General features: G+C 28.7%; 23 protein-coding genes and 2 pseudogenes. 19 read left to right on the top strand and 6 right to left on the bottom strand.

Features of this window, described 5'->3' with window-relative positions:
- Positions 1-227: 227 nt before the first annotated feature.
- On the bottom strand, positions 228-1,766 hold the full coding sequence (locus JJC02_16445; protein ID UDN54436.1) for an ABC-F family ATP-binding cassette domain-containing protein: 1,539 nt from the start codon (positions 1,764-1,766) through the stop codon (positions 228-230).
- 1,179 nt (positions 1,767-2,945) lie between these two features.
- Between JJC02_16445 and JJC02_16440 the strand changes: the two genes are divergently transcribed.
- Together JJC02_16440 and JJC02_16435 are read left to right on the top strand one after the other, a co-directional pair.
- Positions 2,946-3,134 carry a hypothetical protein gene (locus JJC02_16440; GenBank protein UDN54435.1) on the top strand — a complete coding sequence of 63 codons (189 nt, stop codon included), beginning with the start codon at positions 2,946-2,948 and terminating at the stop codon, positions 3,132-3,134.
- Positions 3,135-3,162: 28 nt separating this feature from the next.
- The gene (locus JJC02_16435) at positions 3,163-3,330 is read left to right on the top strand and encodes an EAL domain-containing protein (protein UDN54434.1); all 168 of its coding nucleotides are present in this window, start codon (positions 3,163-3,165) and stop codon (positions 3,328-3,330) included.
- 53 nt (positions 3,331-3,383) lie between these two features.
- Here the strand turns inward: JJC02_16435 and JJC02_16430 are convergent, their stop codons facing one another.
- Positions 3,384-3,707 (bottom strand): helix-turn-helix transcriptional regulator, encoded by a 324-nt coding sequence (locus JJC02_16430; GenBank protein UDN54433.1) that lies wholly within the window; start codon positions 3,705-3,707, stop codon positions 3,384-3,386.
- 151 nt (positions 3,708-3,858) lie between these two features.
- Here JJC02_16430 and JJC02_16425 point away from each other — a divergent pair, with 151 nt between their 5' ends.
- The gene (locus JJC02_16425; GenBank protein ID UDN54432.1) at positions 3,859-4,377 is read left to right on the top strand and encodes a nitroreductase family protein; all 519 of its coding nucleotides are present in this window, start codon (positions 3,859-3,861) and stop codon (positions 4,375-4,377) included.
- Positions 4,378-4,558: 181 nt separating this feature from the next.
- On the opposite strand, the pseudogene JJC02_16420 reads toward JJC02_16425, so the two are convergent.
- Positions 4,559-5,228, bottom strand: a pseudogene (locus JJC02_16420) (hypothetical protein).
- Between the two features lie 42 nt (positions 5,229-5,270).
- Between JJC02_16420 and JJC02_16415 the strand changes: the two are divergent.
- Positions 5,271-5,975: pseudogene (locus JJC02_16415) on the top strand (PLP-dependent aminotransferase family protein).
- Positions 5,976-6,458: 483 nt separating this feature from the next.
- On the opposite strand, the gene JJC02_16410 reads toward JJC02_16415, so the two are convergent.
- Positions 6,459-6,950 (bottom strand): DUF2284 domain-containing protein, encoded by a 492-nt coding sequence (locus tag JJC02_16410; GenBank protein ID UDN54431.1) that lies wholly within the window; start codon positions 6,948-6,950, stop codon positions 6,459-6,461.
- 278 nt (positions 6,951-7,228) lie between these two features.
- Here JJC02_16410 and JJC02_16405 point away from each other — a divergent pair, with 278 nt between their 5' ends.
- The 4 genes from JJC02_16405 to JJC02_16390 all read left to right on the top strand — a co-directional run bounded on the left by JJC02_16405 (position 7,229) and on the right by JJC02_16390 (position 12,859).
- On the top strand, positions 7,229-8,305 hold the full coding sequence (locus tag JJC02_16405; protein UDN54430.1) for a glycosyltransferase: 1,077 nt from the start codon (positions 7,229-7,231) through the stop codon (positions 8,303-8,305).
- Positions 8,306-8,371: 66 nt separating this feature from the next.
- Positions 8,372-10,294: a spore surface glycoprotein BclB gene (locus JJC02_16400; GenBank protein ID UDN54429.1), complete on the top strand. Its 1,923-nt coding sequence runs from the start codon at positions 8,372-8,374 to the stop codon at positions 10,292-10,294.
- An 871-nt stretch (positions 10,295-11,165) separates the two neighbouring features.
- The gene (locus JJC02_16395; protein ID UDN54428.1) at positions 11,166-11,843 is read left to right on the top strand and encodes a response regulator transcription factor; all 678 of its coding nucleotides are present in this window, start codon (positions 11,166-11,168) and stop codon (positions 11,841-11,843) included.
- On the top strand, positions 11,840-12,859 hold the full coding sequence (locus JJC02_16390; protein UDN54427.1) for a sensor histidine kinase: 1,020 nt from the start codon (positions 11,840-11,842) through the stop codon (positions 12,857-12,859). Before JJC02_16395 ends, JJC02_16390 begins: the two co-directional genes overlap by 4 nt.
- A gap of 124 nt (positions 12,860-12,983) precedes the next feature.
- Here JJC02_16390 and rhaM read toward each other — a convergent pair whose 3' ends face one another.
- Positions 12,984-13,304, bottom strand: coding sequence for an L-rhamnose mutarotase (gene rhaM / locus JJC02_16385; protein ID UDN54426.1), 321 nt, complete (start codon positions 13,302-13,304; stop codon positions 12,984-12,986).
- Between the two features lie 387 nt (positions 13,305-13,691).
- Between rhaM and JJC02_16380 the strand changes: the two genes are divergently transcribed.
- From JJC02_16380 to JJC02_16335, 10 genes are all read left to right on the top strand, one after another.
- Positions 13,692-14,168, top strand: a complete 477-nt coding sequence (locus JJC02_16380; GenBank protein ID UDN56446.1) for an AraC family transcriptional regulator — start codon at positions 13,692-13,694, stop codon at positions 14,166-14,168.
- On the top strand, positions 14,149-15,120 hold the full coding sequence (locus JJC02_16375; GenBank protein ID UDN54425.1) for a helix-turn-helix domain-containing protein: 972 nt from the start codon (positions 14,149-14,151) through the stop codon (positions 15,118-15,120). Before JJC02_16380 ends, JJC02_16375 begins: the two co-directional genes overlap by 20 nt.
- Before the next feature lie 209 nt (positions 15,121-15,329).
- Positions 15,330-16,724, top strand: a complete 1,395-nt coding sequence (rhaB, locus tag JJC02_16370; protein ID UDN54424.1) for a rhamnulokinase — start codon at positions 15,330-15,332, stop codon at positions 16,722-16,724.
- A gap of 20 nt (positions 16,725-16,744) precedes the next feature.
- A complete protein-coding gene (rhaA, locus tag JJC02_16365) occupies positions 16,745-18,001 on the top strand; it encodes an L-rhamnose isomerase (GenBank protein ID UDN54423.1) in 1,257 nt (418 codons plus the stop codon).
- Positions 18,002-18,010: 9 nt separating this feature from the next.
- Positions 18,011-18,826 carry a rhamnulose-1-phosphate aldolase gene (rhaD, locus tag JJC02_16360; GenBank protein UDN54422.1) on the top strand — a complete coding sequence of 272 codons (816 nt, stop codon included), beginning with the start codon at positions 18,011-18,013 and terminating at the stop codon, positions 18,824-18,826.
- Positions 18,827-19,123: 297 nt separating this feature from the next.
- Positions 19,124-20,575, top strand: a complete 1,452-nt coding sequence (locus JJC02_16355; protein UDN54421.1) for a sodium:proton antiporter — start codon at positions 19,124-19,126, stop codon at positions 20,573-20,575.
- A gap of 96 nt (positions 20,576-20,671) precedes the next feature.
- Positions 20,672-21,862, top strand: coding sequence for a PLP-dependent transferase (locus JJC02_16350; protein UDN54420.1), 1,191 nt, complete (start codon positions 20,672-20,674; stop codon positions 21,860-21,862).
- Positions 21,863-22,107: 245 nt separating this feature from the next.
- Positions 22,108-22,869: an epoxyqueuosine reductase gene (locus JJC02_16345; GenBank protein ID UDN54419.1), complete on the top strand. Its 762-nt coding sequence runs from the start codon at positions 22,108-22,110 to the stop codon at positions 22,867-22,869.
- A 309-nt stretch (positions 22,870-23,178) separates the two neighbouring features.
- A complete protein-coding gene (locus JJC02_16340) occupies positions 23,179-23,457 on the top strand; it encodes a hypothetical protein (protein UDN54418.1) in 279 nt (92 codons plus the stop codon).
- A 279-nt stretch (positions 23,458-23,736) separates the two neighbouring features.
- Positions 23,737-24,312 (top strand): DUF1062 domain-containing protein, encoded by a 576-nt coding sequence (locus JJC02_16335; protein UDN54417.1) that lies wholly within the window; start codon positions 23,737-23,739, stop codon positions 24,310-24,312.
- 343 nt (positions 24,313-24,655) lie between these two features.
- On the opposite strand, the gene JJC02_16330 is transcribed toward JJC02_16335, so the two are convergent.
- Positions 24,656-25,285 (bottom strand): DUF3786 domain-containing protein, encoded by a 630-nt coding sequence (locus JJC02_16330; protein ID UDN54416.1) that lies wholly within the window; start codon positions 25,283-25,285, stop codon positions 24,656-24,658.
- A 311-nt stretch (positions 25,286-25,596) separates the two neighbouring features.
- Here JJC02_16330 and cprR point away from each other — a divergent pair, with 311 nt between their 5' ends.
- Positions 25,597-26,256: a two-component system response regulator CprR gene (gene cprR / locus JJC02_16325; GenBank protein ID UDN54415.1), complete on the top strand. Its 660-nt coding sequence runs from the start codon at positions 25,597-25,599 to the stop codon at positions 26,254-26,256.
- Positions 26,257-26,275 lie beyond the last annotated feature (19 nt).

Raw genomic sequence — 26,275 nt, 5'->3', positions numbered from 1 at the left:
TAAATTTCTAAATGTCAATAACAAAGATACAATAGAGAAAGTGTGGATTAAATGACTGATTATACTGGATTTTAACATCTTTTAGGCGCCCATTTATGAGCGCCTATCAATGTATTTATGTTCTAGAAAAATATTTACTTTCTAAATACAACAAAGACTAAAATATCAAAACCATTAATAATTAGTACTATCTATAAATATATAATATATTCTATTTATATAAGAGTTTACATCAATTGTTTTTCTATATTAAATACTTTGTCAATCCAATCTTTGTAAAATTTTTCTTCATGAGAAACTAGGAGGATGCTTCCTTTAAATTGTTGTAAAGCATTTTGTAAAGCCGCTTTTGTTTCTGCATCAAAGTGGTTAGTCGGCTCATCTAAAATCAAGAAATTACAGGGAGATAACATCATACAACATAATTTAACCTTAGACTGTTCGCCACCACTTAGAGTGGATACACATCTTGAAACATGTTCTTCCTTTACACCACATCTTGCTAAGGAACGTCTAATCTCTTTTGTACTTAACTTTGGATATTTATCTGCTACTATTTGAAGTGGTGTTCTAGTAGGATTATCCCATTTTAAATCCTGTTCATAATAACCAACTTTCACTTGCTCTGAGAACTGAAAATTTCCAGAAATACAAGGGATATCTTTAACTAATGTCTTTAACAAAGTGGACTTACCGATACCATTAAATCCAGTTATAACCACCTTTTGACCTCCATCAACAGAAAAATTTAATTTTGGAAGTAAAGGATAATAGTAACCGACCTCAAGATTAGTTATTGTAAGTGCGTTTTGAGCAGATATTTCAATTTCTGAGAATTTGATAGACGGTTTTCCTGTAAAGCTAGGGGGAGCTATTCTTTCTATTTTATCCAGTTGTTTTTGTCTTCCTCTAGCAATTTTTGAATTTACTCCAGCTTTGTTTTTACGTATAAATGTCTCTTCTTTTTCTATTTTCTTTTGTTGTGCTTGAAATCTTCTAATATAATCCTCTCTTAAGTGTGATTTTTGTTTAAGGAAATCTGAGTATTTTCCATGATATTTTTTAATCATTCCAAACTCTATATCTAAAATACCTGTGGAGATTTTTTCTAGGAAATCAAAATCATGGGAAACTACAATAAATGCACCACTAAACGTATTTAAATAGCTTGCAAGCCATTCGACATGTTCTTTATCTAAAAAGTTTGTTGGCTCATCTAGTAATAAAACCTCATGATTAGAAAGTAGTAACTTTGCCAAGATTACTTTTGCTCTTTGTCCACCACTAAGTTCTCCAACAATACGATTCATTCCTATTGAATCTAATCCAAGACCATTTGCTATTTTGTTTACTTCATTATCTATAGAATAGAAGTTGTTTGCCATTAATTGTTCCTGATAATTTGCTGCCTTAATAAGTTGCTGTTCATTTCCAGATATGGCACTTTCTTGATATAGCAAATTCATCTCCTTTTCTATTTTATAAAGCTCTTCAAAGGCAGTGTGTAAATAGAGAGATATTGTAGTATCTCTATTAATTTCTGCATACTGGTCTAAGTGACCTATTTTGATATTAGGTTGCCACTTGATTTCACCTTCATCTGGAATAACTTCTCCTAATAAAATTTTAATTAAGGTACTTTTACCTACACCATTTTGACCAACTATACCAATATGTTCACCTTTGAATAAATCAAAGTTAGCTTTTTCGTACAGTGATTTATCCATAAAACCTTGTGATAAATTAGTTACTTTTAATAAACTCATAATTCAAACTCCTTTTCTTTTATTAAAAAATTTATGGAAATAAAAAAGCAGAGGAAAGACATTCTAAAATGCCGACCTCTGCTTTTGGAAAAACAAAAGGTCATAGACAAGCATTGTTGTCTATGACCAGAAAATCTATATATCTATCGGCAAATAGGCAATTTTAAATAAGCATAGCTAAAAAACTATACTAACCTTATTTGCCGATGAAGATAGAAAGCTCTAAGCTTCCAGATTAACCTCTACACAACGCTTCATCGTATACATTTGTGTAGAGTTAAGTTTTCTAACAAGTTTAACTAATTCTATATAAATCATAATTATTCACATCCTAATCTTAATATTAATTCTAGTTTATTTATACTCAAATTGTACTTTGTACTTTTGTTATTATCTTATTTATTTAAAATATATTTTGTTAATTATAGCTTAAATCATATTATCATAATACATGTTTATAGTCAACAAAAAAGTTATTTTTATATAGTCACTTTGATAACATAATAAATTAAATTCTATATTATAACCTGTGGAAGCAGTTGAATACTATTGTTGAATTTTCAAGGATGTGCTAATATGCTAATATACATATATAATTGCTAGAAACAAAATAAATATAAATTTTATACATGGAAGTATACATTTAAAGTAATTAGTAAGGATATATATTTATTTATGATTATATAAACAGATATACTTTGAATATAATATTATTAAGCAACATGATGTAAATAAGTATTATTATTAAAATAATAATAATCAATTTCAATAAAAACTTTTTATAAATGGGAAATCAGGTTTGTGTCAATTAAAAGAATTGTTTTTATAATGTATTTAATTATCACGTATTACAGTAAAACGTGGAAATTCAAAATATTTACAAAATGATTATAAAAATTTTAATGAAATAGTGATTGGATTACATGAAAGTAATAGCAGAAATGAAAATTTAAAAAGATTTGCGTACGAAAAAGAATTTAATTACACATTTAAATATTTCAAAAATCAAAAAGAACTAATGCATTAAAAAATGGAAAAGTATATGCTATATTAACTAGTAGTTTAAGAACTGCTGAAAACGAAAATGTAATTGCTCAATTTTTTTCCATCTCCATTTTATTGTACTGTAAAAATGCTTAATTACTAGAAGAGGTTAATAATGCACTGGAAGATATTGAAATGGATAGTCTGCATATAAGTTTAACAATATTGCTGTTGTGGACAATGATAAATTTAATGATAAGTATATCAAAAAACGTTATAAAAAAGCTAATATTAAAAGTTATAAATCTGAAAAAAATGGATGTAAATGCAGTAGAAAGAAGCGATGCAGATGTAGCATTTATCTCTGATAAATTCTACAGGTGAAGGTAAGATTATAAGTGAAGCAGTAGAGATGGCAAATGACTTGGGTCTAGAAGTAATTTGTGAAGGTGTTGAAAATATAGAACAGGCAGAATTTTTAATGAGTATTAATTGTTATTATGCACAAGATTATTTATATGCTAAACCTATTCCAAAGGATATGTTTGTTCAAAAAGTGGAAAAGTCTAAAGAGATATAGGAAATGATGTAACTACAAAAAACTAAAATTTTAATTGAAAAAAATATAATTAGTTATAAATTTTCTAAGTAATCAGAACCCCATTCACACATGCAATCTAAAATTGGAATAATACTCTTTCCAAAATCGGATAGTGAATACTCTACTTTTGGAGGAACAACAGGATAAACAACTCTGATAATTAAACCATCTGCTTCTAATTCACGTAACTGTTGAGTTAACATCTTAGGTGTTGCTTTAGGAATTAATTTTCTTAGTTCATTAAATCTCAATATAGTGTCTTTAAGATGCCAAAGTATAAGTGTCTTGTATTTACCACCAATCAATGCAAGTGTTGCTTCTATTGGACAACTATAATCACTAGAACATTTTTTCATTTTTAAGCTCCTTTCATATATTTTAAGTATCTTTTTAAGTACTATATTACAAAAAAGTGCATTATTGTAATATAAAACTATAGTGATAAAATTATAGCATAGGTTAAATGAATCATCAACTTAGCCTAATAAAATGATAGGAGGTAAGTAAATGAATTTTGTTGAACTTGCAAAAAAAAGATATTCTTGTCGTAATTATCAGGATAGAAAGGTAGAGAAAGAAAAACTTGAGAAAGTTTTAGATGTTGCAAGAATAGCTCCAACTGGTGGTAATCGTCAACCACAAAGATTAATTGTTATTCAAGAAAAAGAAGGTCTGAATAAACTTTCTAAGGCTGCCAATATATATGATGCACCATTAGCAATTATTGTGTGTGGAGATAAGGAAAAAGTTTGGACAAGACCTTTTGATGGTAAGCAACTTACAGATATTGATACAAGCATAGTTACTGACCACATGATGTTACAGGCAACTGAACTTGGATTAGGAAGTGTCTGGGTATGCTATTTTAATCCAGATGTAATTAGAGAAGAGTTTAGCTTGCCAGATAATCTAGAACCAATAAATATATTACTGATAGGATACGAATCTAAAATACCAGAAAGCCCAGAGAGACACGGAAAAACTCGTGTTCCTTTAAGTGAAATTGTTTTTTATGAAACTCTTTAGTCATGAAATCAGGTTATTTACATAATAAATGTCATAAAATATTTACTGTAAGTAAAATTCAAAATAAGTAATATATACGTGAAATTAACTTTAGTGAAGTGTATCTAGTTTTAATAAAAGATATACTTCACTAATTTATTTTTTAAAAATATTTATTAAACATTAAGGTTTTACGAATTAACTAAAATATATTTATTGAACTAACTTTTAAATCTGAAAAAGCACTTGAAATATAGTCTTTTATATCATTTAGATGGTCTTGAATTTGTTTTTCTGATATTCTATCAGCTCCATATACAAAATACATAATATTTTTAGTATCTTTTGTTATAGATGTTCGATTATCTGGTCCATTAAGAATACTGGATAATATACCAATGTTATCAGATAAAAATAAATCATACTTTGTTAAAACTTGTTCTTTCCCACCTATCCCATAAAAATGTTCACTACCATTTGCTACATCTATTCTCAAAGGTAATTCTATCTTATCAAAGTCATGCCCTACTGTTAGAAGAAGGTTTTTTAATTCTGCTAAAAACATTGATTCAACTGTTATTCCTACATCTGGAATACCTTTTGATTTTTAATAAAAGAGAGTCCAGATGTAGGAATACAGGGTAAGTTTTCTTAAATTTTTTATAATATTTTATATAACTTGAAACTGGTTCTGTTTTAATTTTTTCTTTACGATTGTACTCTGGGTGTTGTTCAATAATATTTTCAGTTATAGAGTTTTTAAGGAATAGAAAATTTTCTTTATTAGGATTTGAATATGTAATATTTATAACCATAACTCCGAATTTAATATTAGGATAAATTTCTTTTACCTTACTTGATATTTCTAGCATAATATAGACTCCTTTTTATTTTATGATATAATCTTAGTAAGATTATCTCTAATTTCACAACTTTTATATAAAAATAATAAAAAAGTAGTTGTAGAAGACCCTATTCAAAGAAGGTTAGAGCTTATTAAATGTGCAACAGATAATAGTTACTATATAATTGAAGATGACTATGACGGTGAATTTAGATATGAGGGACAACCAATTAGTTCTCCTTATGAACTTAATCCAAATAAAGTAATTTATATAGGCTCTTTTAGTAAAATATTATCTCCAGCTATTCGTATTGGATTTATGTTACTACCAGACAATATGCTAGAGAATTATAAAGTTTTAAAAATGTACTCTGATGTTCATACAGAAAAAATATTTTAGTATGTATTGGCTGAATTTATTAGAAATGGAAGCTTAGAGAAGTATATTTTTAGAATGAAGAAGCTATATAATAGAAAACGTAAACACCTAATTGAAGTATTAAACACTGAGTTTGGAAATGAATTTAAAATAAAAGGTGAGGTAGCAGGTCTTCATATAGTTGCTCATTTTTATAATGTTAAGTTTACAGAAAGCTTGATTAATAAAGTTTTTGAAGAAAATATAAAAGTTTATCCTATACAACAGTATGCAATTAAAAATACATTAGAATATGACCATTAAATTATACTAGGTTATGCTCATCTTAGTATTGATGAAACTGAAAAAGGTATAAAAATACTCAGTAAAATAGTACATATGAAGCAAGATACATAGATAGAATCTATAGCGATTTATATATAAGACGCAATCGAGTTGAAATTTTAATAATAGTATTATATTAATGATATCTATTATTATTTTTATGTTGGAATACTTAATATTGTGTTGTGGATATTTTGTCACTATTAACTAATTTAAGATAGCAATTTATATTAAGAAAAAAGTTTTTGTATAAGTTATGATACTTAAAAGGAGATGATGAAGTTGAAAACAAATACAGATGTGATTATGGAAATCATTGATTATATACTAAATAAAGAAGAGTAGAAAGATAATTTTACAATCTAATCCATAATATATAGATAATAAAAAAAGGGACTGTCGCATAAACAAATTTAATTTGCTCATGCGACAGTCCCTTTTTTTAGAAAAAGAAACTTTTCTTGGAATTATAGGTACATTGGTTAATATTTGTACAAAGATTTATTATAAATACAAACTTTATAATATTAAAATGAAAATAAGATATTAACATGTTTAATCAACCAGCAATAAACCAAAATGATTTTGAATTTCTCCTTTTTTTCGCAAAGTATTTATTTCTAATCCATTTGACCTTACTGTAGCAAATACGTCAATTCCACAAGCTTCCATTGATGGAACCGTTTTGTTAGGAAAATTACAGGTAGTAGGGTTACACTTGGCACACATTGTGCAAGGTCCACTTCCAAAAGCAATTACTTTATAATATCCATCTAAAAATAGTTCTCTTGCAAGTTTGACAGCTAAAGGAGTGACAATACTCATTTCATGACATCTAAATAGAATAGCTTTATCATAACAATCTATTATTGCTTGTGTCTGTTGATAGGTTGGTACATTAGGTGGACAACAATGGCTATGTCCAAATGTATTACAACCAAACTGGCACTTGTAAATTGTCCATGCTGCTGTGAGAATCGTTTTAGGGTCTATTGAAATAGCAATATCAGCTCCATTAGATTTTAATATTTCAAAGTATTTTTTCATAATTTGCCTCCAATAAAAAGTAGTTTAATTTTTTGTACTATGAATGAATAAATTTAACAATTTCTTATGATTATGATAGCTCAAAAGTATCTATTAAACAAATCAAAGTATTAGAATTCTGAATTAAATAAAAATGAACTATAAAGTAAGTATTGTAGATAGAGTTATATACTGTTTTTTTGTCGTTAAAAATTTCTGAAATTTCAATAACAAATTAAAGAGAAATACCATATATTACTTATGTCTGTAATATATAGAAGACAAAGGAGTTGTACATTATGATTACAATAAGTTTGTGCATGATTGTTAAGAATGAAGAAGAAGTTATAGGCAGATGTTTAGAGTGTGTAAAAGATATAGTAGATGAAATTATAGTCGTAGATACTGGTTCTACAGATTCCACAAAAGAAATAGTCTCAAAATATACAGACATGGTGTATGATTTCGAATGGATAGATGATTTCTCTGCTGCAAGAAATTTTTCATTTTCTAAAGCTTCTAAAGACTATATAATGTGGCTCGATGCAGATGACATGGTTTTAGAAAATGATAGGGAAGAATTATTAAAAGTTAAGGAAAGCTTAGATACTTCCATTGATATTGTTATGGCAAAATATAATGTGTCCTTTGACGAAAACGGTAAACCAACTCTCTCATATTATAGAGAACGATTATTTAAAAGAAGTTCTAATTACAAATGGGTTGACCCTATTCACGAGGTAATACCTCTTGTTGGAGAAATATTTTATTCTGACATTGCAATATCTCATAAAAAACTCCATAGGCAGGAACCTCTAAGAAATCTTAGGATTTTTGAAAAAATGATTTCAGAAGGAAAAGTGTTGGAGCCAAGACATCAATTTTATTATTCAAGAGAACTATACTATAATGCCAGGTATGAAGAAGCAATAGAAGGATTTACTAAGTTTTTAGATTCCTCAAGAGGATGGCTTGAGGATTGTATTAGTGCTTGCAGAGATTTAGCCACATGTTATTACTTAATCAATGATGAAAAGAGTGCCTTATATTCTTTATTTAGAAGTTTTGAATTTGATGAACCAAGAGCAGAAGTTTGCTGTGATATAGGAAAACATATGTTTGATAGACAAAGGTATAAAGACGCCATTTTTTGGTATAAGGTAGCATTAACAAGAGATAAAAATGATATTAATGGAGGATTTAAGTCGAATGATTGTTATGAATACCTACCATATATACAATTGAGCGTTTGTTATGACAGATTAGGAGAAATAGATAAAGCTATTTATTGTCATGAAAAAGCTAAAGAAATTAAACCTAATGATAGTTCTATTTTGTACAATGAAAATTATTTTAGTAAATTTAAAAATAATTGATAAATCACAATAATACTAATTTTGACATATTATATATAGAGCTTAAAAGCTCAAATATATTAGGAGGTGCTTTTAATAATGAGTAGAAATAAATATTTTGGCCCATTTGATGATAATGATTACGATAATAGCTATGACAAATATGATGATTGCAACAATGGTTGCGATAGTTATAATAGCTGTGATTGTCATCACGGTTGTCCATCATCATGTGTAGGTCCAACGGGACCAATGGGTCCAAGAGGTAGAACAGGTCCAACGGGACCAACAGGCCCAACAGGTCCAGGTGTAGGAGCAACAGGCCCAACAGGCCCAACAGGTCCAACGGGACCAACAGGCCCAACAGGAAATACAGGAACAGGAAGTACAGGACCAACAGGCCCAACAGGCCCAACAGGTCCAACGGGACCAACAGGCCCAACAGGAAATACAGGAACAGGAAGTACAGGACCAACAGGCCCAACAGGCCCAACAGGTCCAACGGGACCAACAGGCCCAACAGGAAATACAGGAACAGGAAGTACAGGACCAACAGGCCCAACAGGCCCAACAGGTCCAACGGGACCAACAGGCTCAACAGGAAATACAGGAACAGGAAGTACAGGTCCAACAGGCCCAACGGGACCAACAGGCCCAACAGGAAATACAGGAACAGGAAATACAGGTCCAACCGGAGCAACCGGAGCAGATGGAGCAACAGGTCCAACCGGAGCAACAGGAGCAACAGGAGTAGGAATAACAGGAGCAACAGGTCTAATAGGTCCAACCGGAGCAACAGGGACAACAGGAGCAACAGGTCCAACAGGAGCAATAGGTCCAACCGGAGCAGATGGAGTAGCAGGTCCAACCGGAGCAACAGGAGCAACAGGATTACCAGGAGTAACAGGCCCAACAGGTCCAACCGGAGCAACAGGGGCAACAGGAGCAGATGGATTAGTAGGTCCAACCGGAGCAACAGGAGCAGCCGGATTAATAGGTCCAACCGGAGCAACAGGGGCAACAGGAGTAGGAATAACAGGAGCAACAGGGGCAACAGGAGCAGATGGATTAGTAGGTCCAACCGGAGCAACAGGGGCAACAGGAGCAGATGGAGTAGCAGGTCCAACCGGAGCAACAGGGGCAACAGGAAATACAGGAGCAGATGGATTAGTAGGTCCAACTGGAGCAACCGGAGCAACAGGAGCAGATGGAGGAGCAGGAGCGGCAGGAGCAACCGGGGCAACAGGGGCAAATGGTGTGGCAGGAGCAACAGGAGCAACAGGAGCAACCGGAGCAACAGGAGCAGATGGAGTAGCAGGCCCAACCGGAGCAACAGGGGCAACCGGAGCAGATGGAGTAGCAGGCCCAACCGGAGCAACAGGGGCAACCGGAGCAGATGGAGTAGCAGGCCCAACCGGAGCAACAGGGGCAACCGGAGCAGATGGAGTAGCAGGAGCGACAGGAGTAACCGGAGCAACAGGCCCAACAGGGGCTAGTGCAGTAATACCTTTTGCATCAGGTACACCATTATCACTTACAACTATAGCTGGTGGATTGGTAGGAACACCAGGATTTGTTGGATTCGGTAGTTCAGCTCCAGGTGTAAGTATAGCTGGTGGAACAATAGATCTTACAAACCCAGCAGGGACATTGACTAACTTTGCATTCTCAGTACCAAGAGATGGAACAATAACATCTATTTCAGCATACTTTAGTACAACAGTAGCACTTTCACTTGTTGGTTCAACAATTACAATTACAGCAACACTTTATGAATCAACTACACCAAATAACTTATTTACAGCTGTTCCAGGAGCAACAGTTACACTAGCTCCACCACTTACAGGGGTATTATCAATTGGTTCAGTTTCTACTGGAATAGTAACAGGATTAAATATACCAGTGACAGCACAAACTAGATTTTTACTAGTATTTACTGCAACAGCTTCAGGTCTTTCATTAGTTAATACTGTAGCTGGATATGCAAGTGCAGGAATCTCAATTAACTAGAATAGATAATTAAAAAAAGGAGGGTGTCTCAAAAACGATTTTTAAAATTATTTCTGAGATTACCTCCTTTAATTTTTTATGTTTAGCTGAATTCAATGCATGTTTCTTCTAATGTTTTTTTATTGAGAGTATTATTTCTAAAAATAGTCATAAGAAAATAAGGTTATGTAATTTAATAAAAAAATTAACTTAAATCGCCTGCTTTGAATAAATATTTTCCTAATCTTTTTTTGTGAAGTTGAAGATTTCTTCAACGTGAATAGAGCGATTCATTCTGATTAAAAAATACTAATTTTAGTCATAAACTTATACTTTGCAAGGATAACCATTCTTACTTATTCTATATTTTAATATACATTGGTTTCAGCTTCCTCACATTAGAACAAGTGTATATATCAGATTTTGAATCATAATCCATACTTTATACTCACTTTAAACATCAATTTGAATATTAGAAGCAGGCTTTAATTGTCCGTTTTTCATAGGATTTTATTTAAAATGCATAAAAGTTGCATCAACATCAGTTTTTCTTTTTTTCTATGTACAAAAGTAATATTATTTGATTCAGATAAAGAGTCTCTTGTTTGTTTCATAGAATTTATTGATATTATATCTTGAGTGAGTTTTTATCATAAAATAGTATTAATTAAATTTTTAATTTTAGAGTGAAGTTTCAACTAATTGTGTAAAGTAATCTTACTGAATCATCTTAGGGTATAATTGTTTCTATGTCAAGCACTACTTGATTATAAACCTTATATTTGCTATAACTACAGTGTGATTTTTTGTTTGTAATAAATTTATATAAAATGTGTTATGATATTAATAATTAATAGAATAGCAAAATATTAAGATAATGGAGAATATACAAATGTATAGAATTTTATTAGTAGAAGATGATATTGATTTGTCAAAAGAAATTGCTTTGGCACTTGAGAGATGGGGGTTTAAAGTAGAATTAATTGATGACTTTGAGGTAGTTTTAGATGAATTTATAGATAAAAAACCAGACGTAGTACTTTTGGATGTCAATTTACCATTATATAATGGTTTTTATTGGTGCGAAAAAATAAGAACTATTTCAAATGTACCAATAATATTTTTATCATCAAGGGATTCTGATATGGATTTAATAATGGGCATAAATAATGGAGCAGATGATTATATTACCAAACCATTCTCTATAGATATATTGGTTACCAAAATAAACGGTATAATAAGGAGAGTTTACAATTATAGTGACTCTAATAGTGTTATGTATTGTGAAGATTTGATGTTCGATGTAGGAAAAGGAATCATAAAGCATAAGTATAAGGATAAAAGTATAGAATTGACTAAAAATGAAATAAAAATTTTAACATTATTATTGAAAAATAAGAACAGGGTTGTATCAAGGGAGAATCTTATGATGACTCTATGGGATAATGATGAGTTTGTGACAGACAATGCACTTACTGTAAATATGAATAGATTGAGAAGTAAAATTAAAGAGTTAGGTTTTAATGATTTTATAAAAACTAAGAAGGGAATAGGATATATAATACAATGATAGTAAAATATTTAAAAAGCAGATTCAAATATATTGTACTTTTTTTTATTATCATTAGTATAATAAACATTTACTTACTTGCCATAGATATATTTAGAGATAAATATGAAGACCTAATGTACTTAGATTTTTTAGTACTATTTATAATAATAGTATTTTTTGTTGTGGATTATATAAACTTTAGAAATATTTATAAAAATTTATATAATTGTCTAGAAAATAGTGATGAAATAGATAGTCATTTAATTGATGGACAATCTTTTGAAGAAATTTTAATAAGAGCTATTATAGAGAATTTAAAAACAAAAAGTAATAATGATATAGAAATTTATAGACAATCATTAAAAGAATTAGACGAGTATATAGCTAAGTGGGTTCATGAAATAAAAATTCCAATATCTTCTTTAAGTATAATTACAGATAGGTTAAGCAGTATAGAAGATAGTATAGATATTAAGAATCAGGTTGCCAAAATAAATTTTTTAGTAAATTCTATCTTATACAGTAGTAGAAGTAATACTATGTTTGAAGATGTATTTATAAACAAATTTAATTTAGAAAAATTGATAAAAATGTCTATAAAAAATAACTCATTTTTACTTATAAAAAATAATATTGAGGTTAGTTTAAATAAATTAGACTATGACGTTTATACAGATTCTAAATGTATGTCATATATTTTAGACCAAATTGTTAATAATGCTATAAAATATTCAAAGGAAATTGGTAAAATTGAATTTGATTCAAAAAAGTTAGAAAATGGAGTAGTATTATCTATAAAGGATTTTGGTATAGGTATAAATGAAGAAGATATAGCTAGAGTTTTTGACAAAGGCTTTACAGGAACCAATGGAAGAAATCAGTTGTATAAGTCTACTGGAATGGGGCTATATTTTGTAAAAAAAATGATAGACAATTTAGGTCATGATATTGAGGTATGCTCAGAAAATGGGATATACACAATTTTTAATATTTATTTTTATGATATATCAGATTATTTGAATTTGGATAATTAGCTTATTAGAAAGCTTATAAGAAGAGGCTGTCTCAAATATAGAGATAAGTTTCTTTTTTATTATTGAAATGATAAAAATATATTTAAACTTGTATCTGCTATTAATATTGAATTAATTATATATATTATTTTAAATAAAACATAGGTTGAAGTTCTATAGATACCGGACTATTATCTTCATTAGTTTCCATTATATCAGTCATATAAGCCCACCACTTTTTACAGATTGCTGTTTCTACACTTTTATCCCAAAGTTTCTCATCTTTAAGTTCTATATATCCATATAAATAATTAGTTTCTTCATCTAAAAATATAGAATAATTACTACCTCCATATTTATGAATCATGTCTATCATTTCAGGCCATAATTCATCATGACGCTTTTTATATTCATTTTCAAATCCTTTAAAAAGTTTCATCTTAAAGCACTTACGCGTATTATTCATATAAAATTCCTCCTAAAATTTGAGTATTTACCTACAAGTGTATTTTAGATTAAAAAAAAGTGTTTTTTAATAACAGAATGTAATAAGATTACTATCAAAAACTAATATTATACAATTAAATGAAGAATATTTATAATATAATTAAAATATAATAAAGTTTGTCATAATATTAGGAGGTCATATATGAAGGATGAGACACTAGAATACATACTTAAACAAAAAACAACAACAGAAAGTTACATACTAGAATCTATTGGCACCAATAATTCAAAAAAATTAGATAATAAAAAAATAATGTCTATACTGCACACTATTTTGTGTTGGGAAGAAATAGATGAGACTATAATACTAGTAGATAAAAATATATTTTCTCCAGATGAAGATATTATGATATCCAAACATCATAGATTTGTAGATATACCTAGACATAAGCATAATTTTATAGAATTAGTTTATGTGTATAGTGGTTCATATACTCAAATTGTGAGTGGAGAAAAAATTGTATTAAATAAAGATAAGATTTCAAAAATATTGATATATATAGAAGAAAATTATAAAAAAATAACATTAGGAGAAGTTGCTAAAGAATTTCATTTCCATCCAAATTATTTAAGTACTTTAATAAAAAAAACAACTGGTAAATCATTCAAGAATATTATTCATGAACAAATAATTAAAAAAGCAGTAACATTATTAAAAAATACAGATATGAACATAGAAGATATATCTATTGAAGTTGGATATAATAATCAGACTTTTTTTTATAAAAAATTTAAGGAATTATATGGAATGACTCCACAAATATACCTTATAAAATCAAATCTTTTATTGAGGGAGGTAAGTTGTGAAAAGATATATTCATAATATGTTAAGCGAAATAACAGAAGAAGAAAAGAATATACTAGAAGGTAATTATAGAATAGATAAAAGCATTTATACTGACAATTCTCAATTTATAATAGATAGCAATAAACTATTGAATATAGGGGAATTGATACATATAAGAAAACACACAAGATTTATACAGTTTCCAAAACATAAACATAATTATATAGAATTTAATTATGTTTATAAAGGAAAATTAGTACAAACTATAGATGAATATAGAATTAATTTAAAACAAGGAGAGTTAATATTTTTAAATCAACATGTTATTCATGAAATAGAAGCTAGTGATGAAGAAGATATAATAATTAATTTCATTATAAAACCAGAATTTTTTAATTATATTATATCATTGTTAGAAAATGATAACAGTATAGTGAACTTTCTAATGACTACACTATATACTAATTACGACATGGGAGAGTACTTATACTTTAAAGTATCTGATAAAAAAGAGATTCAGGATATAATAGAAAACATTGTAATAGAATTGTATGAACCAAGTGTGATTAGTAAAGTAAAAATTAAATTGTTAGTAGGATTACTATTGGTAGAATTGGTTAAAAATTCTGAAGATGTAGAAAATCATGCAGTAGATAATTATGAGAAAATGATAATTATAGAAGTACTAAAATATGTTGATAGAGATTATAAAAAAGGTAGTTTAACTGAAGTTGCAAGCAATCTGAAGCAAAGTGACTATAAGATAAGTAAATTAGTAAAAAAACATCTTGGTTATACTTTTAAGGATTTAGTACAAGAAAAAAGATTAAGTAAAGCATGTGAATTACTCTTGTCTACCAATTTATCAATAGCTGAAATTATAGAGAGTGTAGGTTATGAAAATTTAACTTATTTTTATAAGATATTTAAGAATAGGTATGGATTTACACCAAAAGAGTACAAAGAAAATATAAAAAATAGCCAATAATGAAAAAAGAATCTATTTTATAGATTCTTTTTTCATTATTGGAACTACTGATATTAATAGCTTTTAAGAGAATATATCTGAATAAGTTATTATTAATAATAAGATTATATTGCAAATTAGGTCAATAAATAGAACAAATTTAGATATTAAATACATATACTAACCTCTTGTATAATTCAATTAATAAATAAAGTTAAGGAGGAGAAGTCTTGAGATACTATTTAGCAATCGACATAGGGGCATCTAGTGGAAGACATATTATCTCTTGTATAAATAAAGGAAAATTAGAAATAGAAGAAGTCTATAGGTTTGAAAATAATCTAATTGAAAAAGATGGATATTTTTGTTGGGATATATCGAGATTATTTTTTGAAATAAAAAATGGAATAAAAAAATGTATAGAAATAGATAAAATTCCAGTAAGTATGGCTATAGATACATGGGCTGTAGATTTTGTTTTGCTTGATGAAAAAGATACTGTAGTAGGAAATTGTGTATCATACAGAGATAAAAGAACTGATGGAATGATGGAAGAAGTCTTTAAAATAGTTGATAAAAATGAACTATATCTAAAAACAGGAATACAATTTCAAAAGTTCAATAGTATATATCAATTGTTAGCAATAAAAAAACAACAACCTGAATTATTAAAAAGGGCAAAAAGTTTTCTAATGATTCCTGACTATTTTAACTTTTTATTAACTGGAAAAAAAGTTGCAGAATATACGAATGCTACAACTACACAATTAGTAAATGCCACAACCAATAATTGGGATGAAGAAATAATAACTAGACTTGGGTTTAATAAGAAATTATTTAGTAAAATAACCCCCCCAAAAACAATACTAGGTAGTTTAAAAAAAGAATTAGTAGAAGAGTTAGGATATGATTTAGAAGTTATTTTGCCAGCTACTCATGACACAGGGTCAGCTTTTATAGCCATTCCAGCAAAAGATAGAAGTATTTTACTGAGTTCAGGAACATGGTCTTTATTAGGAGTGGAGTTAGAAAAACCAGAGTGTAAATTAGAAGCTTTAAAATATAATTTTACCAATGAAGGTGGCTATGAATATAGATATAGATTTTTAAAAAATATAATGGGGCTATGGATGATACAAGAAGCTAGAAGGTGTTATAAGAATAAGCACTCTTTTGAAGAATTAGTAGAATATGCAAGACTATCTAAAGGATTTAAATCTGTAGTAGATGTAAATGATGATAGATTTTTAAAACCTGAAAATATGGTACAAGAAATAAAAAAATATTGTATAGAAACTAATCAAACAGAGCCACAAACAGTTGGAGAGGTAGCATATTGTATTTTTAATAGTCTGGCAAAAAGTTATAACAAGTCTATAAATGAAATAGAAGAAATCACAGGTGAAAAATTAGAAACTGTAAGTGTATTTGGTGGAGGATGTCAAAACGAGTTATTAAATGAACTTATATCGAAAGGAAGTGGAAAAAAAGTATTAGCAGGACCTGTTGAAGCTACAGCATTAGGAAATATAGTATGTCAGCTAATTGCTAAGAATGAGTTAAAAAATTTAGAACAGGCTAGAGATATAATAGGAAATTCATTTGATATAATTCAATATAATTAATCTGTAAAAGGAGATAAATAATGGAATTAAAGCAAAAGTATGAAATAGCTAAAAAAGAATATGAAAAATGGGGAATAAATGTAGATGAAGTATTAAGAGATTTATCAAAGGTCAAAATATCTATTCATTGTTGGCAAGGTGATGATGTAACAGGGTTTGAAGCAAATCAACAAAAATTATCAGGAGGAATTGCATCTACAGGAAATTATATTGGAAAAGCTAGAAATCCTCAGGAACTAAGACAAGATTTAGATAAGGCACTAAGTTTAATACCAGGAAAACATAAGGTTAATTTACATGCTATATATGCAGAAACTAGTGGAAGTTTTGTAGATAGAGATGAATTAAAACCAGAGCATTTTGAAAATTGGGTAAAATGGGCTAAAGAAAGGGGCTTGGGATTAGATTTTAATCCAACAATATTCTCACACCCAAAATCAAGTGATGGATTAACTTTATCACATCCTGATATAGAAATACGTGAATTTTGGATAAATCATTGTATAGCTTCTAGAAAAATAGGAGAATACTTTGGAAAAGAACTTGGTCAAACTTGTTTAACAAATATATGGATACCAGATGGATATAAAGATATACCAAGTGATAGATTAGGACCAAGAAGGCGTCTAAAAGAATCTTTAGAAGAAATATTAAAGGTTGAGATAAACAGAGAATATAACTTAGATTGTGTTGAATCAAAAGTATTTGGATTAGGTGTAGAATCTTACACAGTTGGCTCAAATGAGTTTTACTTAAACTTTGCTAGTAAGAACAATATAATTTCATTATTAGATACAGGACACTATCATCCAACAGAGCTTGTTTCAGATAAGTTATCATCAATGCTATTATTTTCTGACAAAGTTGCGCTTCATGTAAGTCGTCCAGTACGTTGGGATAGTGACCATGTAGTTATATTAGATGATGAATTAAAGGAAATAGCCAAAGAAATAGTAAGAAATGATGCCTTAGATAAAGTAATAATAGGTTTAGATTTCTTTGATGCAAGTATAAATCGCATAGCAGCGTGGGTAATTGGAACTAGAAATATGATAAAAGCATTACTATCAGCTATGTTAATGCCTCATGAAGAATTAAGACGTTTACAAGATGAAGGAAGTTTTACAGAGAGATTAGCTATAATGGAAGAGTTTAAAACATATCCTATGGGAGATATATGGAACTATTATTGTAAAATTAATAATGTTGCTGTTAAAGAAGATTGGATAGAAGTAGTAAAAGAATACGAATTAACAGAATTATTAAATAGAAAGTAGGTAGAATATATGTCTATAATGGAAATGAATTTTATTAAGGATTTTATGAAAATAACTCATGATGCTTGGTTAAAGGGATGGCATGAGCGTAATGGTGGGAATATAACATATAGATTAATATCTGAAGAAGTATTTGAAGTTAAAGAATTTATAAAAGAAGAAGTAGAATATATTCCAATTGGTGTAACAGTAAAAAATTTAGCTGATGAATACTTTTTAGTTACAGGAAGTGGTAAGTTCATGAGAAATATTTCTATAGATATTGTTCAAAATGTAGGGATTGTTAAAATAGACGAAAAAGGTGAAAATTATGCAATAGTTTGGGGCTTAGATAAGGCTAAACCAACAAGTGAATTTCCATCTCACTTAATGAGTCATTCTATAAAAAAAGAAAAAACTAATGGATTACATAGAGTAATAATGCATTCTCATACCACTAATCTTATAGCATTAACTTTTATACTACCGCTCAAAGGGGAAGTATTTACAAGAGAATTATGGGAGATGGCTACAGAATGTCCAGTAGTATTTCCAGAAGGAATTGGAATAGTACCCTGGATGGTGCCAGGTGGGATAGATATAGCAAAAGCTACACAAAAACTAATGGAAAAGCATAATATAGTAATTTGGGCTCATCATGGAACCTTCTGCTCTGGAGAAACTTTAGACTTAACATTTGGTCTTATGGATACAGTAGAAAAATCAGCTGAGATATTGGTAAAAGTAATATCTATGGGTGGAAAAAAACAAACAATAACAGCAGACAATTTCAAAGATTTAGCAAAAGATTTTAAAATTTCAATATCAGAAGATTATCTGTACTAAATAAAATAAGAAAAGAATAAGATTATGCCAAGCATACTATATGGCAGCAACAAACTCTATATAAGTAGATAAATTAGAGCAGTTATTATAGAAATTTAATAAAGAATAAATAATAGTATTGTTTAAGAAAATAGTTTGAGAATAAATTGGATTTTATAATAAAATATGAAATAATATATTTATATATAAATATATTATTTCATATAAATGTAAGTTTTTAAATTTATTAATCAGGTTTAGGAAAACGTTATTCAGAATTTGAGTCAATGACTAAATAAAAATGGGAGGAAATAAGAAATGAAGAAAGAAGTTACAATTCAAAAGCAGGCTACAGCTATAGTTTTGTTTATGGTAGTTTTATTTTGTGGACTAGTACTTCCAATGATTACTAATAAGCCAGAATATAGTTTACCAGTAGAGTCAATAATGCTCATTTCAGCATCAGCAATATCACTTTTTATAGTAACTACAACAAATAAGACGTGGGAAGAAGTATTTGAAAGTGGATTAAACGGTGTAAGAGGTGCTCTTCCAGGTTTAATAATATTGTTAGTAATAGGTCCACTTATAGCAGGGTTTATTATGAGTGGACTGATGCCTATGCTAGTCTATTATGGAGTAAAATTAATAAATCCAAAATTCGTGTATGCTATAGCATTAATATTAGCAGCATTATTTTCTTCATTTACAGGAACATCATGGGGGTCAGCAGCAACTATAGGTGTTGTAATGATGGAAGTAGGCAGTGCAATAGGGGCAAACAATGCTATTATAGCAGGGGCTATAGTAGGAGGTTCATATTTTGGAGATAAAATGTCACCATTATCAGATACTACAAATATAGCTGCAATAGCATCAAAAGTAAATTTATATGATCATGTTGCATCTATGCTATGGACAACAGGTCCAGCAACAGTAATAGCTTTAGCTATATATATTGCTTGTGGATTTATATTTCCAGCAACAAATACAAATTTAAACAGCCCAGAGATAACAAGATTATTATCTGATTTATCAGGGATGTTCAATTTCAATATAATTCTATTTATACCTCTTTTAATAGTATTAGTAGGTTCAGCAATGAAAAAGCCTGCAATACCAGTAATGGCAATAGCTGGATTTTTATCACTTTCATTTGCAGTAATCTTCCAAATGTTCTCTTTAGCAGATGTTCTTGCAGGGCTTAATAGTGGATTCTCACTAGATATGGTAACTTGGCATGAATATGCTAAACCTATAGAAGGACAAGCTTACATATTAGGATTTTTCCAAAAAGGAGGATTCTGGGAATTAGGCAAATTATTACCAATATCAACATCTATATTATTTGTTGTTGGAGTACTTGGAAGTATAAATGCTATGCCAGCAACAGTAAATATTATATTTGGAAGAGTTAAATCTAGAACAGCTATAATATGTTCTTCATTATTAACAGGAATAGCAATGATAGGAATGACTGCAAATGGTATAGCATGTAGTTTTGTAACAGCGGGTATATTTGGAGAAAAATATGATGAAAATAATATAGATCGTAGAGTTTTATCAAGAACTACGGAAGATGCAGGTACGTTGTTAGAAGTATTATTTCCTTGGACACCAGCTGCAATATTCTTTACCCAAACATTAGGAGTTGGTGTTGGAGAATACGCATTGTGGTCTATAGTGAACTGGGGAACGCCAATTATAGCAGTAATATTAGCCATTACAGGAATCGGTACATATAAAAAACAATCTAGTAGAGTAGCGTAATAAAGGTTTTAATTTTATAATTTAACATAGCCTATAAAAATAGGTTATGTTAAATGTATCTTTGATATAAAGACATTTTATAAGGAGATTAAAAACATGGATAAAAAAAAATACAAAATAGATACATTAATAAATCATGCAGGAGAAAATTTAGATGGAAATTACGGAGCTGTAAATCCACCCATATATCAATCATCAATATTTGCAAGAAGTACATATGAAGATATAGAGGCATATTTTGAAGGTTCAAAAGATGGGTATCTTTATTCAAGAACTAAAAATCCAACTAATGATGTTCTAGAAGTAAAATTAGCAACATTGGCTAATGCTGAAGCAAGTATAACTTTTGGTTCAGGAATGGGTGCTATATCAAGTGCTATACTTCATTTTGTAAAAAGTGGTGACCATATAATAGCTTCAAACAATTTATATAATCCTACAATGAACTTTATAACAAAAGAATTAAAAATAAAAGGAAATATAGAAAATACAATAGTTGAGGGTGATAAAATAGAAGATTTTGAAAATGCTATAGAGGCAAATACGACTTTAATATACCTAGAGTGTCCTTCAACAGCAGTATTTAAAATGCAAGATATAAAAGCCATTGTAGAGTTGGCAAAAAAACATAATATAAAAACAGTAATAGATAATACTTGGGCCACACCATTATATCAAAGATGTATAGAGATGGGGGTTGATTTAGAAGTTCATTCTCTATCTAAATATTTAAATGGCCATTCAGATGTAGTTGGTGGATGTATAATAGGTAGCAAAAACGATATAGAGGAAATAAGAGGTAGTGAACTGGCTCTGTATGGTGCAAAATTATCACCTTTTGAAGCATTTTTAGTCATAAGGGGGTTAAGAACTCTACATGCTAGATTATCAATACATACTAAAAATGCTAAAGAAGTAGTTGAATTTTTAGACAATCATCCATCAGTTACTAAAGTATATCACCCATTATCTAAAGATTTTACTCAGAAAGAACTAGCAAAGAAACAATTACTTAACTATACTTCATTATTAAGTTTTGAAATAGATGCAAAAGAAGTAACTGATGTTAAAAAATTTATAAATAAATTAGACTTATTCAAAATAGGCGTAAGTTGGGGAGGTCATGAAAGTTTAGTATTTGCTCCAAATATAGCTATATTAAATGAAATGACTTTAGAACAAGCGAAAGCATTAAATGTGTCACCATATACAATAAGAATAAGCTTAGGTCTTGAAAATAGTGAAGATTTAATCAATGACTTAAATGATGCTCTATCTATTTTATAAAATAATAATTATAAATAAAAAAACATACTGACTAGATAGTCTGTATGTTTTTTATTTATAAAGAGATTATTTGAAGATGGTTTTTATAGAGTGATTCAAATTTTTATTTTGAGACATCACCTTTTTTAATATTAATTTATAAACATAATTTTAATATTAATTGATAAGCAGGATATAGAGTACTATTATATAATATAAAATAATAACATTAAATTGGAAATACAGAATTATATAGGGGGGATATTGTGAAAAATAAGATTGAAATATTAATGAACAACTTTGTAAAAGATTATTATAAATCAAATAATATAACTACAAAGTGGCAAGAACTTTTATTTGCTTATGCATCTGCCGAAGATGATATGTTTCAGAAGTTAAAAAGTGCTGTAGGAACATCTCATGCTATGCCGAAAGATTTTTTGAAAGATGGCAAAACTGTAATTACATATTTTATACCTTTTGATGAAAGTATAAATAATAGCAATATTGGAGGATTTGAATGTTCTGAAATATGGGCAAGAGCATACATAGAAACTAATATATTGATTTCAAATTTAAATAGTTTTTTATGTGGAGAACTAGAGAAGCTAGGATTTAATTCATATGCTATTCCTGGGTCATATAATTTTGATAGTGAAAGATTGGTCAGCGATTGGTCACAAAGACATGTAGCATTCATAGCAGGTCTTGGAACTTTTGGCTTAAATAATATGCTTATTACAGAAAAAGGGTGTTGTGGAAGAGTAGGAAGCATAATCACAAGTTTAGAATTAAAACCAACTAAAAGACCAAAAAATGAATACTGCTTGTATAAACATAATAATACCTGCAAAAAATGTGTTGGTAAATGTGTAAAAGAGGCTTTAAAAGAAGACGGATTTGATAGAGATAAGTGTTATGAAATGTGCATGATAAATGAAAAAAAATATGCTCATATAGGTGGATGTGACATTTGTGGAAAGTGTATAGTTGGAGTTCCTTGTTCAGCAATAAACCCATTAAAATAACGGGTTTATTGCTGATTAATAACTTTAAATATAATTTATAATGAAAAAACTTTAGTTACTAAAATAAAGATAATATGAATACTAAATAAAGTAAATATAAATACTAGATAAAGAATTTATGTTAATTGACAACTATTTATACTGCTGATAGAATTATATGTATCCTGTAACATACAAGGAGGGTTGAGACTTTATGTTTGATTTAATCTTTATTTTTGCATAGCAAGGGCTATTGCAATTGTAAAATTTAATATATAAATAGCCCTTTGTTATTCCTAATGAAAAATTACTATTTAATAGGAGAGCAAAATGAGCTATAAAAAAGCAATACATATATTACCAGAAGAATTACTTGAATTGATACAAGAATATGTAGATGGCGAATGTATCTATATTCCTAGAAAATCAAATAATAAAAAAGAATGGGGAAGCAATACATCTACTCGTGAAGATTTAGCAATTAGAAATATGCAGATTTATGAAGATTACCAAATTGGGTACGATTTACAATATTTATCAGAAAAATATTATTTATCTTTGAAAAGCATTCAAAGAATTGTATTACAAGAAAAAAGAAAAGATAGTTAAAAATGAGCCAGTATAATTATGCTGGCTCATTTTCTTTTACTAAGAGTGTTTGAGGTATAGTTTATTATAAATGGATGTTATAATTTAAGTAATTTCAATAACTTATACAGTAAGATAATAACTCTAGTTGTAAAGTACATATTAAGAATTTTTTATATGTGTGAAATTAAAATTTATTAAAAGTTTAGGAGGGTCTGTTTTGAAAAAAATACTTGATTATATTCCACCTTTTCATAACTTTCTATTAGTTTAGTAACTTTATAGAAAGGAAATTGTATTATGCAAAAAATTATCTGGGAGGTGGAATATATCTCCCAGCTACCAGTAATTAGGTATTGTAAAAAATGCGGAAAAAAGACTGAATATGTTTGTTCAGGTTTATTTAGAGTTAATGCTCAACATAAGTATTTGGATATATGGTTGATATATAAGTGTTCAAAATGTGATACAACATGGAATTCAACTATATATTCTCGTATAAATCCAAAAAACTTAAATCCAGAAATACTAGAACAATTCCATACAAATGATGAGAATCTTGTTAAGCAATATGCTATGAATGTGGAACTTTTGCATAGAAATGGAGCAGAAGCTGGTATTCCAAAATATAAAATAGTAGGTCAAGAAATTAATATTAATGACCTTACACAACTTCGTATTGTAAGTAAGTATCCATCTCAATTAAAGGTGTCAATATTATTACGTGAAAAACTAGGTTTATCTAGGAAAGCATTTGATGAAATGTTAGATTTTGGGACTATTAAAAGTATATCTGGAGTTGATTTAAAGAAAAGTAAATTAAATTATGAAATTGTATTAGAGGTAGGCAAGGAGAAGAAAACGTCTTCAAATTGATTATGCAAAATTCTATGAAGCAGGAACACTGTGACTTTAGTCATGTGAGGTTTAGTAGAGTAACTAACTTAATATGTTTTCTAGAACAACATTTTTAAAGAAAATAGTGGCTATAAAAAATGAAAAGCCACTATTTTTGTATATAACTGTTATTTTTCTAGTTTTTTAATATTTCATAATAGTGTGTTGTAGCTACTTCACTTGGCTTACCTTTTTTACAAAAAGATAGTTTATATAGTTTAAATGCCAATCTTCTCGCCATGTACTAAATATCAATTCAGCACACACTTGAAGCAAAGTATCTTTGGGGTTCATACCTAATTCTAACAGATAAAGGATACTATTATAATTTATTTATTTTATTCAAAATTGCATCTATAGCTGTATCAGGAACAACTGCTAAATCTTCAGCATTAAAGTAATAAACTATGTTAGAATCAAATAATATATTTGAATTTGGAGGGAATTCGTCATCTCCAAACCAAAGTATAAATATCATAGATGTATTACCCATATATGTAAACTTATAGGCTAAATCTCCCATATCTACTTTTTCAGCTCCAATATTTTCCATAACCAACTTATACTTGTCTATTTGTGATATAAAAACTTCTGAAAGTCTAGACAGAGTTCTGTTTAAAAAGTTTGGATAGTAAACATTGCCTCCTGGTATTTCCTTAAAAGTCACATATTTATTAGTTCTAGGGATACCTTTAGCATTGATTAAGTATCTAATTATCAAAATTTTAAGTTCAAAGTTTCTACAGATACTACCATTATCATTCCAAACTTCTCCACTTGGATAATCTATGATATATTGTCTATCAAAAAAATTGAGTGTAAACCTGCTTAAATAACTGTTGAAAGATATATTACTTAAATTACTAATTGTATGAGGGTCTAATTCCTTAAATTTTTCTCGAGCATAGTCAAATGGAACATTATAATTACTTTTTGTTAACTTTTCGTCCATAATTTTTCCTCCAATTTAAATAATTAAAGATGTGTTCATAATAAGTTCTCTTATTATTGATTTTATTACATATTTAGAATATTACAATAATAAGTTATTAAATAAATTTTGATATTTAAGTAAAACATAGGTAAAATAAATACAAAGTGTTTGAAATGAGAAGTTTTTGTATCTAAAATATTTTATTTGTAAAATATTAAGTAGTTATTATAAACTGTAATATGGGAGTATGATAGTAGATGTAAATTTGCAAATATATTATTAAAGGTATGAATTAAAATGTTATTAAACATATAAATGGAGGAGTTAGTATGTCTAAGATATTAGTAATAGATGATGAGCTAGATATGTTAAAGCTGATGGAAAATGTATTAAAGAAAGATGGTCACGAAGTAAAGGTGATTAGTGATGTAGAGAATGCTATGGATATAAATTTTAACTCTTTTAATCTAATAATATTAGATGTAATGATGCCTAAGATTGATGGTTTTGAAGTGTGCAAAGCTATAAGAAATAAGGTTGATTGTCCAATACTATTTTTGACAGCCAAAAATATGGAAAGTGATATTATGTATGGTCTTGGTATAGGGGCAGATGATTATATAACCAAACCTTTTGGTGTAGGAGAATTAAGGGCTAGGATAACTGCTCATTTAAGAAGAGAAAATAGAGAAAAAAAGAATTTATTAACTATCTCAAATGTTCAATTTAACTTTTTAGGTAAAGAAGTTTCAGTTGATGGTAAGAAAATCAATTTTACTAAAAGTGAATATCTAATATGTGAATTTTTAGCAAAAAATAAAGGGCAAGTATTTTCAAAAGAGAGAATATATGAGTCAGTATATGGATTTGATGGAGAAAGTGATATAAGCACTATTACAGAGCATATAAAAAATATACGAAGTAAATTAAAACAATATGATATTTATACAATAGAAACAGTATGGGGGATAGGGTACAAATGGGTGTAGTAAATATAAGTATTTTTTA

It is taken from the genome of Clostridioides sp. ES-S-0054-01, assembly GCA_021561035.1.
Taxonomy (GTDB): Bacteria; Bacillota; Clostridia; order Peptostreptococcales; family Peptostreptococcaceae; genus Clostridioides.
This window is presented reverse-complemented; position numbering and strand designations above follow the sequence as displayed.

Excerpts from the sequence above, each read along its gene's own strand:
- JJC02_16445 (UDN54436.1), bottom strand. The coding sequence starts at position 1,766 with ATGAGTTTATTAAAAGTAACTAATTTATCACAAGGTTTTATGGATAAA.
- JJC02_16440 (UDN54435.1), top strand. The coding sequence starts at position 2,946 with ATGGATAGTCTGCATATAAGTTTAACAATATTGCTGTTGTGGACAATG.
- JJC02_16435 (UDN54434.1), top strand. The coding sequence starts at position 3,163 with ATGGCAAATGACTTGGGTCTAGAAGTAATTTGTGAAGGTGTTGAAAAT.
- JJC02_16430 (UDN54433.1), bottom strand. The coding sequence starts at position 3,707 with ATGAAAAAATGTTCTAGTGATTATAGTTGTCCAATAGAAGCAACACTT.
- JJC02_16425 (UDN54432.1), top strand. The coding sequence starts at position 3,859 with ATGAATTTTGTTGAACTTGCAAAAAAAAGATATTCTTGTCGTAATTAT.
- JJC02_16410 (UDN54431.1), bottom strand. The coding sequence starts at position 6,950 with ATGAAAAAATACTTTGAAATATTAAAATCTAATGGAGCTGATATTGCT.
- JJC02_16405 (UDN54430.1), top strand. The coding sequence starts at position 7,229 with ATGATTACAATAAGTTTGTGCATGATTGTTAAGAATGAAGAAGAAGTT.
- JJC02_16395 (UDN54428.1), top strand. The coding sequence starts at position 11,166 with ATGTATAGAATTTTATTAGTAGAAGATGATATTGATTTGTCAAAAGAA.
- JJC02_16390 (UDN54427.1), top strand. The coding sequence starts at position 11,840 with ATGATAGTAAAATATTTAAAAAGCAGATTCAAATATATTGTACTTTTT.
- rhaM (UDN54426.1), bottom strand. The coding sequence starts at position 13,304 with ATGAATAATACGCGTAAGTGCTTTAAGATGAAACTTTTTAAAGGATTT.
- JJC02_16380 (UDN56446.1), top strand. The coding sequence starts at position 13,692 with ATGATATCCAAACATCATAGATTTGTAGATATACCTAGACATAAGCAT.
- rhaA (UDN54423.1), top strand. The coding sequence starts at position 16,745 with ATGGAATTAAAGCAAAAGTATGAAATAGCTAAAAAAGAATATGAAAAA.
- rhaD (UDN54422.1), top strand. The coding sequence starts at position 18,011 with ATGTCTATAATGGAAATGAATTTTATTAAGGATTTTATGAAAATAACT.
- JJC02_16355 (UDN54421.1), top strand. The coding sequence starts at position 19,124 with ATGAAGAAAGAAGTTACAATTCAAAAGCAGGCTACAGCTATAGTTTTG.
- JJC02_16350 (UDN54420.1), top strand. The coding sequence starts at position 20,672 with ATGGATAAAAAAAAATACAAAATAGATACATTAATAAATCATGCAGGA.
- JJC02_16340 (UDN54418.1), top strand. The coding sequence starts at position 23,179 with ATGAGCTATAAAAAAGCAATACATATATTACCAGAAGAATTACTTGAA.
- JJC02_16335 (UDN54417.1), top strand. The coding sequence starts at position 23,737 with ATGCAAAAAATTATCTGGGAGGTGGAATATATCTCCCAGCTACCAGTA.
- JJC02_16330 (UDN54416.1), bottom strand. The coding sequence starts at position 25,285 with ATGGACGAAAAGTTAACAAAAAGTAATTATAATGTTCCATTTGACTAT.
- cprR (UDN54415.1), top strand. The coding sequence starts at position 25,597 with ATGTCTAAGATATTAGTAATAGATGATGAGCTAGATATGTTAAAGCTG.